This window comes from Variovorax sp. DXTD-1, assembly GCF_003984625.1.
Classification (GTDB): Bacteria; Pseudomonadota; Gammaproteobacteria; order Burkholderiales; family Burkholderiaceae_C; genus Variovorax.
Genome location: NZ_RWKH01000007.1, coordinates 102728 through 119184, shown reverse-complemented (window position 1 = coordinate 119184; position 16457 = coordinate 102728). Strand labels below are relative to the sequence as shown.

Annotated in this window: 18 protein-coding genes; 13 read left to right on the top strand and 5 right to left on the bottom strand. The window is 68.0% G+C overall.

What is annotated here, in order from left to right; genetic code table 11:
• Positions 1 to 71 precede the first annotated feature (71 nt).
• Positions 72 to 1091 (top strand): hypothetical protein, encoded by a 1020-nt coding sequence (locus EJI00_RS08710; protein ID WP_185868091.1) that lies wholly within the window; start codon positions 72 to 74, stop codon positions 1089 to 1091.
• A gap of 38 nt (positions 1092 to 1129) precedes the next feature.
• Here EJI00_RS08710 and ftsY read toward each other — a convergent pair whose 3' ends face one another.
• Entirely contained in the window at positions 1130 to 2377 is a 1248-nt protein-coding gene (ftsY, locus tag EJI00_RS08705) for a signal recognition particle-docking protein FtsY (protein WP_126747057.1), read from the bottom strand.
• A 29-nt stretch (positions 2378 to 2406) separates the two neighbouring features.
• Between ftsY and EJI00_RS08700 the strand changes: the two genes are divergently transcribed.
• Positions 2407 to 3873, top strand: a complete 1467-nt coding sequence (locus EJI00_RS08700; RefSeq protein WP_409514012.1) for a M16 family metallopeptidase — start codon at positions 2407 to 2409, stop codon at positions 3871 to 3873.
• 15 nt (positions 3874 to 3888) lie between these two features.
• On the top strand, positions 3889 to 5229 hold the full coding sequence (locus EJI00_RS08695; RefSeq protein WP_126747056.1) for a M16 family metallopeptidase: 1341 nt from the start codon (positions 3889 to 3891) through the stop codon (positions 5227 to 5229).
• Positions 5230 to 5245: 16 nt separating this feature from the next.
• Here the strand turns inward: EJI00_RS08695 and EJI00_RS08690 are convergent, their stop codons facing one another.
• Positions 5246 to 6163 (bottom strand): LysR family transcriptional regulator ArgP, encoded by a 918-nt coding sequence (locus EJI00_RS08690; protein WP_126747055.1) that lies wholly within the window; start codon positions 6161 to 6163, stop codon positions 5246 to 5248.
• A gap of 81 nt (positions 6164 to 6244) precedes the next feature.
• On the opposite strand from EJI00_RS08690, the gene EJI00_RS08685 reads away from it, so the two are divergent.
• The 7 genes from EJI00_RS08685 to pcp all read left to right on the top strand — a co-directional run bounded on the left by EJI00_RS08685 (position 6245) and on the right by pcp (position 11405).
• Positions 6245 to 6880 (top strand): LysE/ArgO family amino acid transporter, encoded by a 636-nt coding sequence (locus EJI00_RS08685; protein WP_126747054.1) that lies wholly within the window; start codon positions 6245 to 6247, stop codon positions 6878 to 6880.
• A 30-nt stretch (positions 6881 to 6910) separates the two neighbouring features.
• A complete protein-coding gene (locus EJI00_RS08680; protein WP_126747053.1) occupies positions 6911 to 7576 on the top strand; it encodes an RsmD family RNA methyltransferase in 666 nt (221 codons plus the stop codon).
• 43 nt (positions 7577 to 7619) lie between these two features.
• On the top strand, positions 7620 to 8123 hold the full coding sequence (gene coaD / locus EJI00_RS08675; protein ID WP_126747052.1) for a pantetheine-phosphate adenylyltransferase: 504 nt from the start codon (positions 7620 to 7622) through the stop codon (positions 8121 to 8123).
• 140 nt (positions 8124 to 8263) lie between these two features.
• Entirely contained in the window at positions 8264 to 8929 is a 666-nt protein-coding gene (pxpB, locus tag EJI00_RS08665) for a 5-oxoprolinase subunit PxpB (protein WP_126747051.1), read from the top strand.
• Positions 8926 to 9924: a biotin-dependent carboxyltransferase family protein gene (locus EJI00_RS08660; protein ID WP_126747050.1), complete on the top strand. Its 999-nt coding sequence runs from the start codon at positions 8926 to 8928 to the stop codon at positions 9922 to 9924. Before pxpB ends, EJI00_RS08660 begins: the two co-directional genes overlap by 4 nt.
• Before the next feature lie 65 nt (positions 9925 to 9989).
• A complete protein-coding gene (pxpA, locus tag EJI00_RS08655; RefSeq protein WP_126747049.1) occupies positions 9990 to 10730 on the top strand; it encodes a 5-oxoprolinase subunit PxpA in 741 nt (246 codons plus the stop codon).
• Between the two features lie 15 nt (positions 10731 to 10745).
• Positions 10746 to 11405, top strand: coding sequence for a pyroglutamyl-peptidase I (gene pcp / locus EJI00_RS08650; RefSeq protein ID WP_126747048.1), 660 nt, complete (start codon positions 10746 to 10748; stop codon positions 11403 to 11405).
• Here pcp and EJI00_RS08645 read toward each other — a convergent pair.
• The gene (locus tag EJI00_RS08645; RefSeq protein WP_409514011.1) at positions 11393 to 12094 is read right to left on the bottom strand and encodes an alpha/beta fold hydrolase; all 702 of its coding nucleotides are present in this window, start codon (positions 12092 to 12094) and stop codon (positions 11393 to 11395) included. The genes pcp and EJI00_RS08645 overlap by 13 nt on opposite strands.
• A 143-nt stretch (positions 12095 to 12237) precedes the next feature.
• Between EJI00_RS08645 and EJI00_RS08640 the strand changes: the two genes are divergently transcribed.
• Positions 12238 to 12879, top strand: a complete 642-nt coding sequence (locus EJI00_RS08640) for a Yip1 family protein (RefSeq protein WP_126747046.1) — start codon at positions 12238 to 12240, stop codon at positions 12877 to 12879.
• A gap of 32 nt (positions 12880 to 12911) precedes the next feature.
• Positions 12912 to 13604, top strand: coding sequence for a histidine phosphatase family protein (locus EJI00_RS08635; protein WP_126747045.1), 693 nt, complete (start codon positions 12912 to 12914; stop codon positions 13602 to 13604).
• Positions 13605 to 13658: 54 nt separating this feature from the next.
• Here EJI00_RS08635 and EJI00_RS08630 read toward each other — a convergent pair whose 3' ends face one another.
• Complete coding sequence (locus tag EJI00_RS08630; RefSeq protein WP_126747044.1) at positions 13659 to 15017, bottom strand: tetratricopeptide repeat protein; 1359 nt, start codon at positions 15015 to 15017, stop codon at positions 13659 to 13661.
• Positions 15018 to 15048: 31 nt separating this feature from the next.
• The gene (locus EJI00_RS08625) at positions 15049 to 15447 is read right to left on the bottom strand and encodes a tautomerase family protein (protein ID WP_126747043.1); all 399 of its coding nucleotides are present in this window, start codon (positions 15445 to 15447) and stop codon (positions 15049 to 15051) included.
• A gap of 108 nt (positions 15448 to 15555) precedes the next feature.
• Here EJI00_RS08625 and EJI00_RS08620 point away from each other — a divergent pair, with 108 nt between their 5' ends.
• A complete protein-coding gene (locus EJI00_RS08620) occupies positions 15556 to 16425 on the top strand; it encodes a LysR family transcriptional regulator (protein ID WP_126747042.1) in 870 nt (289 codons plus the stop codon).
• Positions 16426 to 16457: the final 32 nt, after the last annotated feature.

Below are 16457 nucleotides of genomic sequence, written 5' to 3'. Positions count from 1 at the left end.
ACTGGTGTGCGGATGGGGCGCGCTTTACCTTTGCGCGGTCTCACACATCAATGTTCCCAGGGAGTGATTTCATGCAAGCAAAACTATTGATATCGGCACTCGCCGCGACTCTGGCGGCCTGCGGTGGAGGCGGTGATGGCGGCGGCGGTGGCTTCGCCGGCCTGCCGGTGGTACCGGCGCCCGCACCGGCTCCCGCTCCTCCTGCGCCACCGCCCCCGGCGCCACCGGCGCCCGCTCCGGCTCCGGTTCCCGCCACGCGCACTTTCATGTACGAGGCCTTGGCCCCCTCCGCCGACGCATCGGCGTTTCTCGACCGGTTGAATGCGCAGGGCGCGAGAGCCTTTCGCTTCTTCAGCGGCCTTGCCTTCACCACGGGCCCGACGAGCACGGAAGTCGTCGAGGCTTACGTGAAGGATGCCCAGACCACCTACATCTTCGAACTGCTGCCCGATACCGCTTCGGTGGGCGACCTGCAGGCGCAGCTCAGCGCCCAGGGCGCCAGGGGCTTCAAGTGGGGCGGGCCGTACATGGTCGGTGGCCAGATCCGCGCGCTCTATCGCAAGGACAACAGCGCCTCGTCGACCTACGCCTATTCCGTGCTGACGGCGCCTACCGACAGTGCCGGCTATCTGGCACAGGTCAACGCCCAGGGCGGCAACGGTTACTTCAGTGTCGCCGGCGCCTACATGGTCGGCGGGACCACGGTGCTGGTATACCAGAAGGACTCGCAAGGCAGTGCAACCTATGGCTACGAGGCGCTGGGCCAGCCTGGCAGCGACGCCGATTTCCTCGCGCAGCTCGAGGCTCAGGGCGCCCGGGGCTTCCGGTTCAAGACGGGCTATGTCTTCTCGGATGGCATGAGGCTGCTCTACGAGAAAGACCTGACGCAGTCGGCCACGTTCAGCTACCAGAACCTGCAGCCCGCGGGCAACAGCGCGGACTACATCGTGCAGGCGAACGCCGAGGGCGCCAAGGGCAACGCGCTGGTGGGCGACTACGCGCTGCCGAGCGGCCAGATCCGAACGCTCTACATCCGGCCAACCAACTGCACGGGCTTTCTCTGCGATACCCGCTCGCTGTTCGGGTTCTAAGCAGCTTCTAAGCGGCGGCGGGCGCTGCTGGCGGCACCTCAGCCCAGCAGCGCCTGCGCGAACTCGCGCGCGTTGAAGGTCTCGAGGTCTTCCAGCTTCTCGCCCACGCCGATGAAGTAGACCGGAATCGGCCGCTCGCGCGCAATGGCGCAGAGCACGCCGCCCTTGGCCGTGCCGTCGAGCTTGGTCACCACCAGGCCGGTGAGGCCCAGTGTCTCGTCGAAAGCCCTGACCTGCGCCAGGGCGTTCTGCCCGGTGTTGCCGTCGATCACCAGCAGCACCTCGTGCGGCGCGGTGGCGTCGGCCTTGGTGACGACGCGCTTGATCTTCTTCAGCTCGTCCATCAGGTGCAATTGCGTGGGCAATCGGCCCGCGGTGTCGACCAGCACCACGTCCTTGCCGCGCGCCTTGCCGGCGGTGACCGCGTCGAAGCTCACGGCCGAGGGGTCGCCGCCTTCCTGGCTCACGATCTCGACCGTGTTGCGGTCGGCCCAGACCAGCAACTGCTCGCGCGCCGCCGCCCGGAAGGTGTCGGCCGCCGCGAGCAGCACCGAGGCGCCCTCGTTGGCCAGGTGCTTGGTGAGCTTGCCGATGGATGTGGTCTTGCCCGCGCCGTTGACGCCGGCCACCATGATCACCGTCGGCGAGAACTGGCCGATCACCAGCGGCTTTTCGAGCGGCCGGAGCAGGTCGGTGATGGCGTCGGCCAGCAGCCGCTTCACCTGCACGGCGTCGGTCGCCATCTGGCGCTTGACGCGGCCGCGCAGGTCGTCGAGCAGGAATTCGGTGGCCTTCACGCCGGTGTCGGCCATCAGCAGCGCCGATTCGAGCTCTTCGTACAGCGCCTCGTCGATCTGCGCATTGACGAACACCGCCTGGATGCCGGTGCCGGTCTTGCGCAGGCCGGTCTTGAGCTTGTTGAGCCAGCCCTTGCGTTCGGCCGCCACATCGGCAATGAGGGCGGGAGCGGGTGGGGCGGGTGGAGCAACGGCCGGCTCTGCGGGGGCAGGTGCCGGGGCCACCGGTGTGAAGACGGGCGCAGCGGGTGCCGGGGCCACGACGGGGGGCGGGGGGGGCGGAGCGGGCGCCGCGGAGGGCGGCACTGCAGGCTCGGCCGGTGGAGGCGCCGTTTCCTCCACGGCAGGCTTGGAGCCGAACCAGGTGGACGGCGAGAACACCGAGCGCGCGGGGGCAGGCTCGGGTGCCGGTACCGGCTCGGCTGCCGGGGAGGGCGCCGGCGCGGCCGGGGATTCGGCGGGTGGTTTTTTCTTGAAGAAACTGAACATCGGGAGCTTTTTACAATCCGACCCATTCTATGAAACACCCCTCGCCACGCCGTGCTGCGTCTGGTGCGGTGCTGGCAATGGCGCTTTCGGCGCTGTGGGCCATGCCTGCACAGGCCCAGCCCACACCGGCTTCTCCTGCTCCTTCCACCGCCGTTTCGCCCGCCGATGCCGCGGCGGCACCCGCTCCCCAGCAGTTCACCCTTGCCAACGGCATGACGCTGCTGGTGCTGCCCGACCGGCGCGCCCCCACCGCGGTGCAGATGGTCTGGGTTCGCGTGGGCTCCGTCGACGAGGTCGACGGCACCTCGGGCGTGGCCCATGTGCTCGAGCACATGATGTTCAAGGGCACCAGGACCATCAAGCCGGGCGAGTTCTCGCGCCGCGTGGCGGCCCTGGGCGGCCAGGAAAACGCATTCACCTCGCGCGACTTCACCGGCTACTACCAGCAGATCCCGGTGACCAGCCTCGAGCAGGTCATGAAGCTTGAATCGGACCGCTTCGCCAACAACCAGTGGTCCGACGACGAGTTCAAGCGCGAGATCGAAGTGGTCAAGGAAGAGCGCCGCATGCGCACCGAAGACCAGCCGCGCGCCTTGCTCGGCGAACAGCAGAACGCGGCGATCTTCACGGCCTCGCCCTACCACCGGCCCGTGGTCGGCTGGATGAGCGACCTCGACGCGATGACGCCCGACGACGCACGCGAGTTCTTCCGGCGCTGGTACGTGCCCGCCAACGCCGCCGTGGTGGTGGTCGGCGATGTCGACGTGGCCAAGGTGCGGGCGCTGGCCGAAAAATATTACGGCAGTATTCCCGCGCGCGCCGTGCCCCCGCGCAAGCCGCGCATCGAGCCGGCGCAGCGCGGCATCCGCCGTATCGAGTTCAAGGCGCCGGCCGAGCAGGCCTATGTGTCGCTCGCATTCCGCATTCCGCAACTGGAAAAAATCGATGATGCGGCCACCGACGTGTGGGCGCTCGAAGTACTGTCGGCCGTGCTCGACGGCTACACCGGCGCGCGGCTCGATCGCGCCCTGACCCAGGGCCCCGACCGCGTTGCCGATTCCGCCAGCGCCTACTCGGGCCTGGCCGGCCGGGGACCGCAGCTGTTCACACTCGTGGGTGTGCCCGCGAACGGCAAAAGCCCCGAAGCGGTTGAGGCGGCGCTGCGGGCCCAGGTGGCGCGCATCGCGAAGGAAGGCGTGGGCGAGGCCGAACTCGCGCGCGTCAAGACGCAATGGGTGGCCAGCGAAACCTACAAGCGCGATTCCGTGATGGCGCAAGCCCGCGAACTCGGGAGCAACTGGGTGCAGGGGCTTCCGCTCGACTCCAGCGCCCGCATCATCGCGAAGCTGCAGGCCGTGACACCGGCCCAGGTGCAGGCGGTGGCTGCCAACTATTTTGGAGACGACCAGCTCACGGTGGCCACCTTGCGCCCCTTGCCGCTGGAAGCCAAGCCCCGCGGCCGCGGTTTTGCAGCGCCCGCAGGCGAGTTGCGCTGAAGGGCCCGGATTTCCATGACCACAATGAAAAAAATTCTCCGTCCTGCGCTGTTCGCCGTCGTTGCCGCCTTGGCGGGCGCGGCGCAAGCCGCGCTGCCCATCGAACACTGGACACTCGCGAGCGGCGCCAGGATCTACCTGGTGTCGACCCAGGCGTTGCCCATCGTCGACGTGCAGATCGATTTCGACGCCGGCAGCCGGCGCGACCCGGCGGCGCAGGCCGGCCTGGCCGCCGTGACCGCGACCATGGTCGAGAAGGGCGTGCGCGCCGGCAAGAACGGCGAGCCGGCGCTCGACGAGAACGCGCTGGGCGAAGCCTGGGCCGACCTGGGCGCCGAGTTCAATGCCAGCGCCGGCACCGATCGCGCCAGCTATTCGCTGCGCACCTTGTCCGACCCGGCGCTGCTGACCAAGGTCGTCACGCTCGCTTCACGCGAGCTCGGCGAGCCGGCCTTTCCCGACGATGTGTGGCAGCGCGAACGCGAACGCATCAAGGCGTCGCTCAAGGAGGCCAACACCAAGCCGGCGACCATCGCGGGCCGTGCCTTTGCGCAGGGCGTGTACGGCGGCCACCCGTACGGGCAGGAAGTCACCGAAGCCACGCTGGCGCGGATCGACACCGCGGCCATGCGGCAACGCTACCAGCAGCTCATCGTGCCGTGCCGCGCCAAGCTCAGCATCGTCGGCGCCGTGACCCGCGCCGAGGCGGAAGCCATGGCCACCGCACTGCTCTCGCGGCTGCCCGGCCCCGAAGCCTGCACGCCGCTTCCTGCCATCGCACCGGTGGCTGCGCTCCAGGCGCCGAAGGACGAGCGCATTCCGTTCGCTTCGGCCCAGGCCCACGTCTTCATCGGCCAGCCCGGCTATCCGCGCAAGGACCCGGACCACTTCGCACTCACGCTCGGCAACTACGTGCTGGGCGGCGGCGGCTTCGTCTCGCGGCTCACCAACGAAGTGCGCGAGAAGCGCGGCCTGGCCTACAGCGTTTACAGCGGGTTTTCGCCGGGGCTGGACGCCGGAGCATTCCGCGTCGGCTTTCAGACGCGGCCCGACCAGGCCGAAGAGGCGGTGAAGATATCCCGCGAAGTGCTTGCCAAGTTCGTGGCCGAAGGCCCGACCGACGCCGAGCTCAAGGCCGCCAAGGACAACCTGATCGGCGGCTTCCCGCTCCTGATGGATAGCAACCGCAAGCTCATCGGCAACGTGGCCAACATCGCGTGGCACGACCTGCCGCTCGACTACCTCGACACCTGGACCGCGCGCATGAACGCGGTTACCGCGGCCGAGGTGCGCGCCGCCTTTGCGCGCAAGCTGCAGCCCGAACGCATGGTGACGGTCGTGGTCGGCGGCAAGTAGGCAAACAAACAGCGTTTCAGCGCAGGGCGTGCGCGCCGCTGCCGGCGGCTGCGTGCACCGTCGTCCGGAGGCGTTCGAGGAGTTGCGGCGCGGCGCGCGCCTGCTGCCAGTAGAGCGGCACCTGAAGCGCCGAGCCGGGCACCAGCTCCACCAGCGCGCCCGCGCGCATCGCATCGGCCGCCATGCTGACGGGGAGCATGCCCCAGCCCATGCCGGCGCACGCCGCTTCAAGGAAACCATGTGCCGAGGGCAGCCAATGGCGTGGCGTCTCGATGCTGCGATGGCAGATGCGCCGCACCCAGCGCGCCTGCAGCCGGTCCTTGCGGTCGAACACCAGGCTGGGTGCGTTTGCGAGCGTTCGCGCGCCCATGCCCTTGGCGAAATAACGCTGCACGAACTCCGGGCTCGCGGCCGCCACGTAGTGCATGGTGCCCAGCGCCTCGCTGTTGCAGCCGGCCACCGGCTGTGCCAGTGCGGTGACGGCGGCGAGCACGGCGCCGCTTCGCAGGCGCTCGGCGGTATGGTCCTGGTCATCCACGGTCAGGTCGAGTAAAGCGGATTCTTCCTGCTTCGCAAAGGCCGCGGCGGCTGCCATGAACCAGGTGGCCAGGCTGTCGGCGTTCACCGCCACGCGCACCGTGACCCGCTCGCGCTCGTTGCCGCTCCTGCCGCCCATGCCGAGCGCGGGCATCGCGTCGCGCAATTCGTGCTCCAGCATGCCCACGCGTTCGAAGTGGCGGCAGAGCTGCTGGCCGGCTTCGGTGGCCACGCAAGGCTGGCCGCGCACCAGCAGCGCACCGCCCGTGCGTTCCTCGAGCAGCTTCACGCGCTGCGAAACCGCCGATGGCGTGACGTTCAGAGCGCGGGCCGCGCGCTCGAAGCTGCCCTCGCGTACCACGGCGGCCAGGGCATTCAGGGCGGCGTAGTCGAGCATGGTCGGTGTGAATTAGAAAAACTGAATATGGCTTAGGAAGTTTAGTTTGAATTAATCGGCCGGCGGCGGCAAGCTGGCGCCATGGTCACCGAACAAATCACCACCGCATTCGCCAACGGGCTCTTCATGAGCCTGGTGCTCATCGTCGCCATCGGCGCGCAGAACGCTTATGTGCTGCGCCAGGGCCTGCGGCGCGAGCATGTGAGCGCCGTGGTGCTGTTCTGCGCAGCGAGCGACGCGATCCTCATCACGGCTGGCGTGGCCGGCATGGCGCAGGCGCTGCAAGGGCGGCCCGCCGTGGCCACGGCGCTCGCGGGGCTCGGCGCGCTGTTCCTCGGTGTCTATGGGTTGCGCGCGCTGTGGCGTTCGCGTCAGCCGGGTGCGCTGCAGGCGGCGGCCCAAGGCGCATCGCTCTCCCGCGCCGCCGTGCTGGCGCAGGCGGCGGGCTTCACGTTGCTGAACCCTCATGTCTACCTCGACACCGTGCTGCTCGTGGGCAGCACCGGCGCCCAGTACGGCGGCGTGCTCAAGGTCTGGTTCGTCGCGGGGGCGGCGCTTGCAAGCGCGCTGTGGTTCTCGGCGCTGGGCTTTGGTGCGCGGTGGCTGGCGCCGGTGTTTGCGCGTCCCCGTGCCTGGCAGATGCTCGACGCGCTGATCGGCGGCACGATGCTCGTGCTTGCCGCGCTGCTCGCGCGGCGAGCCTTTCTCGGCATCTAGCACCGCATGCGGCGGCGTTAAGCTTGCCGCATGCCCCAGAAGAAAGCCGCAGCCGCCAGGCGCCCCGCCTCCCCATCGTCGCCGTCGTCTTCCCGATCGAAATCGCGGCCGAGCGAGGTGCGCATCATCGGAGGCCAGTGGAAGCGCACCCGCCTTTCCGTGGCCGACAAGCCGGGCCTGCGTCCCACGCCCGACCGCGTGCGGGAGACGCTGTTCAACTGGCTTGCGAGCATCGCGGGGGCGGGCGGCGGCGAATTGCCGGGCTGGCATTGCGTCGACGCATTCGCGGGCACCGGTGCCCTGGGCCTGGAGGCCGCTTCGCGCGGCGCCGCGAGCGTGCTGCTGTGCGAGCAGGACGCCGCTCTGGTGGCGCAGTTGCAGGCCGCGAAAACCAAGCTTTCGGCCGAGGCCGTTCGCATCGAGCGCGGCAACGGGCTCACCGCGCTCGAGCGCGTCGCTGCGGGCAGCCTGGATGCCGTATTTCTCGACCCGCCTTTCGACAGCACCTCCCTCTATGAACCTTCGCTGCGCGCCGCGGCACGCGCCGTCAAAGCCGGAGGTGCCATCTACCTGGAAGCGCCGCGACATTGGACCGACGAGGAGCTTGCCGCCGTCGGTCTTGTTGGTTTTCGTTACTTAAAGGCAGGCGCCGTGCATGCACATCTGCTGCGGCACGTTGCAAACGGGACTGCATAATCCGCCGGACAAGCCGCACCGGCTGCATGAGGAAGAAGCAACCATGGCCAGCAACGTGATCGCGGTTTATCCCGGCACTTTCGATCCCATCACCCTCGGCCACGAGGACGTGGTGCGGCGCGCAACCCAGCTTTTTCCCAAGGTCATCGTCGCGGTGGCGGCGGGCCACCACAAGAAGGCGCTGTTCACCCTGCAGGAACGCATGAACATGGCGCGCGAGGCCGTGAAGCCGTACAGCGACCAGGTCACGGTCGAGAGCTTTTCGGGCTTGCTGCGCGACTTCGTGGTGGCGCGCGGCGGCAAGGCCATGGTGCGCGGCCTGCGCGCCGTGACCGACTTCGACTACGAATTCCAGCTGGCGGGCATGAACCGCTCGCTGATGCCCGATGTGGAAACCGTGTTCCTCACGCCCAGCGACAAATACCAGTTCATCTCGAGCACCTTCGTGCGCGAAATTGCGATGCTCGGCGGCGAGGTCCACAAGTTCGTTTCGCCCGATGTGGAGACGCATCTGGCCGCCAAGGTGCGCAGCCTCGGTCGTGAATAGGTCCTCCCCCAGTCTTCGCGCACTTCGTGTCGCTTCGCCAACCCCCTCGCCGGGGGCAACACCAGCGGCCCGGCAAAGCCGGTTCCGCGGTGTTCCACGAAGATGCAAGACTGTCATCCGCATAGACGGCAAGGGCTGAGATGAGCAGCCAACTTCCGTCCCCCCGCCTGCATCCGCTGGGCGACGCTGCTTTGCTTTGCGAACTGGCGCCGCCCGCCACGCTGGCGCAGCAGCAGCAGATCTGGGCGCTGGGTGCCGAGGTGCAGCAGTGGCCGGGCGTGGGCGAGGTGCTGCCGGGCATGAACAATCTCACGCTGACTTTCGATCCGACGGCGATCGATATCGATGCGTTGATGGCGCGGGTCAACGAGGCTTGGCCACGGCTGTCAGCAGCCGCCATCGAAGGCCGGCTGGTGGAGATTCCAGTGGCGTATGGTGGCGAGCACGGGCCAGACCTTGCCGATGTCGCGGCGCACACCGGGCTGACGCCGGCCGAAGTGGTGCGGCGTCACAGCGCCGGCGAATACGTGGTCTACCTGCTCGGCTTTTTGCCGGGCTTCGCCTTCATGGGCGGGCTGCCGCCCGAACTCGCCACTCCGCGCAGGGCCGAACCGCGCACAGCGGTACCCGCGCGGTCGGTGGGCATCGGCGGCGAGCAGACCGGCATTTATCCGCTGGTGTCGCCGGGCGGCTGGCAACTGATCGGCCGCACTTCGCTGGAGCTTTTCGACCCGACGGCCGAACCGCCGACCTTGCTGCGTCCGGGCGACCGCGTGCGCTTCATCGTCGAAAGCGTCGAGACATGATGCTGGTCCAGAAACCCGGCATGCTGGCCTCGGTGCAAGACCTGGGGCGCCATGGGCATCGCCAGGTCGGCATCTGCCCCGGCGGCGCACTCGACGTGCTGGCGCTCACGCTGGCGAACCGGCTGGTCGGCAATGCCGACGGCGCGGCCGGTCTCGAAATCACCATGGGCGGCTGCGAGATCCGGTTCGAAACCGACACGCGCATCGCGTTGGCCGGAGACGATTTCGCCGCATGCCTCGACGGCGCACCCGTCTGGCCTTGCTGGAGCATGCCTGTCGCGGCGGGGCAAACGCTCAAGCTCGCGGGCGCCAATGCGCCCGGCGCGAAGAAGGCCGGCTTGCGCAGCTGGCTCGCGGTGGCAGGCGGTATCGACGTGCCGCTGGTGCTCGGGTCGCGCAGCACCGATCTGAAGGCCGGCTTTGGCGGCCACCAGGGGCGGGCACTGCGCAAGGGCGACCGGCTCGCGCTGGGCGCGGCGTCGCTCGATGCCGCCCAACTCGCGCGGCGGCCCTTCGGGCTGCGCGGCCCCGAATGGGGACCGGAGCAGGGCGATTCGGCCATCGAGTTGCGCGTGCTGCCGGGACCCGAATTCGACCAGTTCACCGCGGCCTCGCATGCGCAGCTCTGGAGCGAGCGCTGGCGCATCACCGCGCAGAGCAACCGCATGGGAAGCCGGCTCGCGGGCGCTGAACTCAAGCGCAAGCGCAGCATCGACATGCTCTCATCGGGCGTCATTCCCGGCACCATCCAGGTGCCGCCCTCGGGCCAGCCGATCATCCTGATGGGCGACGCGCAGACCACAGGCGGCTATCCGCGCATCGGCGTGGTGATTCGCGCCGACCTCTGGAAGCTTGCGCAGGCGCCGCTCGATGGCCGGCTGCGGCTGGTGCAGGTCGACATGGCGGCGGCGCTCGAAGCGTGGGCCGAGCAGCAGCGCTACCTCGCGCAAGTGGCGCAAGGGCTGGCGGCTGCGGGTTGGAGCAGACCGGCATAGACTGTGCGAGCAGTGGGCGCGTGCGGCATCGATGTGCCGGCCGCCTGAACAAGGAATCAACCCAAATGCAAATCGACCTGAATGCCGACCTCGGCGAAGGCGCCGGCAGCGATGAAGCGCTGCTTGGCCTCGTGAGCTCGGCCAACATCGCCTGCGGCTGGCACGCGGGCGATGCCAAGACCATGCGGCAGTGCGTGCGCTGGGCCATCGAACACGGCGTGGCCATTGGCGCGCACCCCAGCTTTCCGGACCGCGAGAACTTCGGCCGCAGCACCATGCACCTGCCGCCTGACGAGATCGTGGCCAATGTGCTCTACCAGGTCGGCGCGCTCGCAGCGATCGTCAAGGCCGAAGGCGGCAAGCTCTCGCACGTCAAGCCGCACGGGCAGCTCTACAACCAGGCAGTGAAGGAGCCCGAGCTTGCCGACGCGCTGTGCGAGGCGGTGCGGCGCTTCGATCCGTCGCTCAGGTTCTTCGGCCTTGCAGGCAGCGGCATGATCGACGCCGCACGGCGCGCCGGCCTCACGCCCGTGGAAGAAGTATTTGCCGACCGCGGCTACATGCCCGACGGCAGCCTTGTGCCGCGCAGCCAGCCCGGTGCGCTCATCGAAGACGAAGAACAGTCGCTTGCCCAGACGCTCTCGCTGGTGCGCGACCGCAAGGTGACCGCCATCGACGGCAGCACCGTGCCCGTCAACGCCCAGACCGTGTGCCTGCACGGCGACGGTGCCCACGCATTGGCGTTTGCGCGCCGCATTCGCGACCGCCTGCAGCAAGAAGGCATCGCGGTTCGCGCGACGGCCTGAGAGCACTGTTAGTCCGTGGTGCAGCGAACCAACGTCCTGCTGACCGGTTTCGACCCGTTCGACCGCGAAGCCCTCAACCCTTCATGGGAGGCTGTGCGCGCACTCGACGGCTGGAAGTGCGGCCGCGCCACCGTGCATGCGCGCCAGATGCCCTGCGTTTTCGGCGATGCCATCGAGGCGCTTGCGGGCGCCATGGACGACCTGCAGCCGCAGCTGGTGCTGTGCATCGGCCAAGCCGGTGGACGCGCGGAGATCACGCCCGAGCGCGTGGCCATCAACATCGACGACGGCCGCATTGCCGACAACGCAGGCCGGCAGCCGATCGACACCCCCGTGGTGCTCGGCGCGCCCACGGCGTATTTCTCGACGCTGCCGATCAAGGCCATCGTGCGCGACCTGCGCGCAGCCGGCGTGCCCGCGTCGGTGTCGAACACCGCTGGCACGTTCGTCTGCAACCACATCTTCTACGGCCTGATGCACCGCATGGCCACGCACCCGGTGCCGGGGCTGCGCGGCGGGTTCATTCATATTCCCTACCTGCCCGAGCAGGCGGCGCGCTTTCCGGGCTCACCCAGCATGTCGCTGGCCACCATGGTCGAGGCGCTGCGCATTGCGGTGGCCACCGCGCTGGCGGTGGAAAAGGACATTGCCGAAACCGGCGGTCAGCTCCACTGAGCCAGCCAGGAGAGCAGCGCCGCATTGACGAGCGCGGGCTTCTCCATGGTCAGCATGTGGCCGCACTGCGGCAGCCACACCACTTCCGCATGCGGCACCAGCGCCGCAATTTCGCGCGTGCAATCGGGCGGTGTCAGCCGGTCCGTGTCGCCGCACACCAGCAGCACCGGCGCACGGAGCGAAGGCAAGTGGGTGCGCGCATCGGGGCGCCGCATCACCGCACGGTTCTGGCTGATGAGCTGCTGCGTGCCGGCGTCCAGCACGATTTCGACATAACGCTCGACCAGCGCCTGGTCGGCTGCCTGCGCCGGGTGAAACGCGAACACGACGTTGGGCTCGATCACGTCGCGCAATTCGCCGCGCTCGAACAGCTCGATAGCGCTTTCGCGCAGCTCGTACATGTCGGGCGCCTCGGGCCGGGCATTGGTGCCTAGCAGCGCAAGCCCCGCAATGCGCCCGGGCGCCTGCCGTGCGGCTTCCATGGCCACCATGCCGCCCATTGATGCGCCGCAAAGCACCAGCGGGCCGGGGTTCTCGCGCAGCACGGCCGCGGCCATGTCTTCGATGGTGTCGTGCCGCATGTGGGCATCGCTCACGCGCGCGTCGAACATGGCCGGAAGAACGGGAAGCTGGGCTTCCCAGAGGCGCTCGTCGCAGGCGAGGCCGGGCAGCAAGACAAGGTGTGGCATGAGCGGATTTTGCGTCATCGCGCCCTCCGGCGTAACGGCATAGGCTTCTTGGCCAGAAGCCATTTGGCGGCGGAATCGACATACTTTCAATTGCTGCGCGATCTGCGGTTCGCGCGTTTCCGCTTCATACCGAGGACAAGAAAATGAACCTGGTTCAACGTGTGCAGGACATCCTGCTCAAACCCAAGACCACCTGGCCCGCCATCGACGCAGAGCCCGCCGACACCGCGTCGCTCTACAAGAACTACGTGATGATCCTCGCGCTGATACCAGCGGTGGCGGGCTTCATCGGCCTGTCGGTCATCGGCTTCGGCGCCTTCGGCGTCAACTTTCGTGTGCCCGTGGTCACAGGGCTCGTGAACATGGTCGTCGGTTACGTGCTCTCGCTCGTCATGGTGTTTGTGCTGGCGTTGATCATCGATGCGCTGGCACCGACTTTCGAGGGCTCGAAGAGCCAGATCGGCGCGCTCAAGCTGTCGGCCTATGCCAGCACGGCGAGCTTCCTGGGCGGGGTGTTCAGCCTGATCCCGTCGCTGTCGATCCTGGGCGCGCTCGCGGCGCTCTACGGCATCTACCTGATCTACGTGGGCTTGCCGGTGCTCATGAAGTGCCCGCCCGACAAGGCGCTGGCATACACGGCGGTGGTGGTGGTTTGCGCCATCATCGGCGGCGTCGTGATCGCCTGGGTGCTTTCGCTTCTCACACCCTCGCCCACGCGCGTGAGCGCGGCACCGTTCGCAGTGCAGGTGGCGGCCATGCAACAGATGGTGCCGCCGAGGCTCTGAGCGCCGCGCATGCGGTGGAGAATGGGCGTTCCATGCCAACGCCCACACCCGACTCCGCGACCGAACTCATCCTGATCCGCCACGGCGAAACGGCCTGGAACCGCGAACTGCGTTTCCAGGGGCATGCCGATGTGCCCCTCAACGACATGGGGCACGAGCAGGCGCGACGACTGGGTTTGCGGATGGCGGGCGAAACGGCGCAGCACATCGTCAGCAGCGATCTCATGCGCGCGCAGCAGACCGCGGCGCCGGCATCGCTGCAGCTGTCGCTGCCGGTGGTCACGACGGCGGGGCTGCGCGAGCAGCACTTTGGCGTGGTCGAGGGCATGCGGGCCGACGAAATACAAGCCCTGCACCCCAGGGCATGGGAAGAGTGGCTGCAGTTCCGCGAGGACCACGCCATGCCCGAGGGCGAGTCGGCACGCGAATTCCACTCGCGCATCGTCGCGGCCCTGGGCAACCTCGCAGCCACCTACCGCGGCCAACGCCTCGTGGTCGTCACCCACGGCGGCGTGCTCGACATGGTGTGGCGCACCGCGCGCGGCCTCAGCCTCAGCGGGCCGCGTCAGAGCGACATTCCCAATGCGGGCTTCAACCGCATCCGCATTGCCGACCCTGCAATGCCGGACGCGATCGAGATCGTCGACTGGGCCGATACGCGGCACCTTGCCGACCTGCCGCCGCAGCCGGTGTACGACCAGCGGCGGCACCTCGAGAAGAACTGAACAGCGAAAGGCCGCGCCTCTTCGAGCGAGGTGCAGCTGCCGGTTTTTCTTTTCTCAAAGGCGAGAAACCAGTTCTCCGAGCCCAAGCCGCGCATACACATCGCCGGCCTGCCGCCGCAGCCGCAGCGATTCGGGTTGGCCGTTGAGCTGCTGCTGCAGGATGCCCTGCGCCCCCGTGAGCGTGGCTTCGCTGCCAGCACGCACGAGGGCATCGAGGTACACCTGCTCGAAGAGGTCACGCTGCGCATGGCTGCCGCCGATCTCTATAAGGCGAGGCAAGGCGCTGCCGAGCCCGTCAATGGCGCGAGCGAAGTCGCCTCGCGCATGGGCAATGAGCCCGCGAGCGGCCGGCACGCACACGTGCTGCCACGCGGGGCGGGTCGAGACGGGTGCGCGCGGCGCATAGGCCTCGATGTTGCGCAGCAGCGCATCTGCTTCGGGCCGACCCGCTCGGGCCAGGCCATAGAGGTACTGCAGGTCGAGAAAGGGCAGCACATGGTCGGCCTGGCGCTGCACGAGATAGTGGCCCACGTCGCCCCACCGCGTGCCGACATCGATACCCGCAAGCTCGAAGCGCGCCAGCAGCGAGCCCGCGCCGATCTGGTCTTGCGAGTAGTCCTTGGCTACGCCCCACACTTCGCGGTCGTACACCGCGAGCGCTTCGGCATCGCGTCCGAGCTCGATGAGGAACAGGGCCACGTGCCACCAGTTGTGCGTCACCATGAACGAATTGAGCCCGGTCCAGGTGTCGCTCACGCTGTGCATGAACGCCAGGCCTTCGGAAAGCCGGCCTTCGGTGAGCATCACATGCGCCAGCGCGTGGTGGGCCCATGGTTCCTTGCGGCACATGCCGATGGCGTGGCGGGCGCTGGCCTCGGCCTCGCGCATCAGGTGGCACTGCTCGTAGCCGAAGGCGGCCATGCCGTGCACGTAAGGCACGTCGGACGCGGCCGGCAATGCGGCAAGCGCGAGCCGGAGCATGCCCGGACAGTCGCCGGTATTGAAGCAGTGGTATTGCCCCAGCTTCACCGACACCAGGTCGCGCGGGTACTCGCGCGCCTGCTCCGCGTGCAGGGCGATGGCCCTGATGATGTCGCCGTTCGCCCAGGCTTCGATCGCCGCGATGTAGCGTTGCTCGCGCGGCGTGGCTCGCCCGATTGCGGCGCGTGCCTTTTCGAGGAAGGGGCGTGCGTTGGCAGCGGCATCGCGCGATTCAGCGAAGAGGTGCAGCGTTGCGCAATAGGCCTGCACCAGCGGGCTTGCGTCGCTGTCGGCCGCGGCGAGAAGATTCACCGCGCGCGCCTCCGTCGAAACGAAGCCCATGACGAAGTCGTCGAGAAGCGGCAGGCTGGCGGCATCGTCGAGCGTGAGCGGGTTGCCGAAGCTGTCGGCATGCAGGGTTGCGGAAGGCATGGCGGGATGGTGCCATGCCCCGCCGCGGGCTTCAAACGCCCGCTTGCTGGTGGCGGTACTCCTGCGTCCTTCCGCCGTAGCCGTAGGCCGCGCCGCGGGCGTCGATCACGTGGATGTACGACACCTCGTGCAGATTCGGCCGCAGCCTTGCCATGGCGGCATGCACCTCGCGCAGGTAGCGCGCCTTTTCGGCCTTGGTGTTGGTTTCGTCGGTGACGCTGATGTCCAGGTGAAACGCCGACTTGCCAAGGGAGGCCAGCGACCGCCCGCCGATGAACCACGTTTCGGCGGCGATGTACTGCACCGTGATGGCGATCACCGGCAACTGCTTGCCGAGCACGCTCTGGGTGAGCTCGACAACAGCGTCGACGGTCTTGCGGGTGAGATCGGCGTCGGGCTCGCCCGAGAGATGAACAACGATATGCGGCATTTGGAACTCCGTGAATGAGTGAACGATGGGGCTATTCTGCGCACTGCAGTGTCATCGGAAAAGCGGGAAGATATGATGGCAACCATCGAATTAACGAATGGATGAACCATGCAGACATTCGACCTGGAACAGCTGCGCACTCTTGCTGTGGTGATCGATGCCGGCAGCCTCACGGCGGCCGCACCGCGCGTTTTTCTTTCGCAGTCGTCGGTGAGCGAGCAGATCCGCAAGCTCGAAGAGCGGGCAGGGCAGTCATTGCTCACGCGCAGCAAGAGCGGGGTAGTACCGACCGAGGCGGGCACGCGGCTGCTGGCCTATGCGCGGCGCATCCTCGCGCTCAGCGACGAGGCCTTTCGCGACCTGCACGGCGAAACCCTGCAGGGCGAGCTGCGGCTCGCCGTGACCGACTACTTTCGGCCCGGCGATCTCACGCAACTGCTGGCACGGCTCGGCAAGAGCTATCCGCAGGTGCGGCTGAACGTGAGCATCCTGAAGAGCGACGCGCTGCGGGCGGCCCATGCGAACGGCGAATTCGACGTGGGGCTGGCGATGAACATCGCAGGCGCATCCTCTTCGCCGGAGCAGGGCTCAAAGGCGCCGGTGATACGCCGTGAATCGCTCGTGTGGCTCGGCGCAGCCGGCATGCGGCTGGCCAAGGGCGAACCGCTCCGGCTGCTGGCCTTGCCGGACACCTGCTCGTTGCACCAGTACACCGTGGCGCTGCTTCGGCGCCGCAAGGTGCCGTATGTGCTGGCGCATGTGGCGTCGGGCGTGGCGGGGTTGCAGTCGGCATTGGCCGCGGGGCTCGGCGTGGCGTGCTTGAACGAGTCTGCTGCGTGCGAGGGCGTGGGGCGGGTGGCAGGGCCGCATGGATTGCCGGCTTTGCCCCGGGTTGCATTTCAATTTCTACCTGGCCGGCGGGGAGAGACGGAGTTTGTGACCCGGGCCCGGGAAATGCTCGTGACTCACCTGGTGTGACAGCATCCATGAGGTGGCGCGAGACTTGCGTC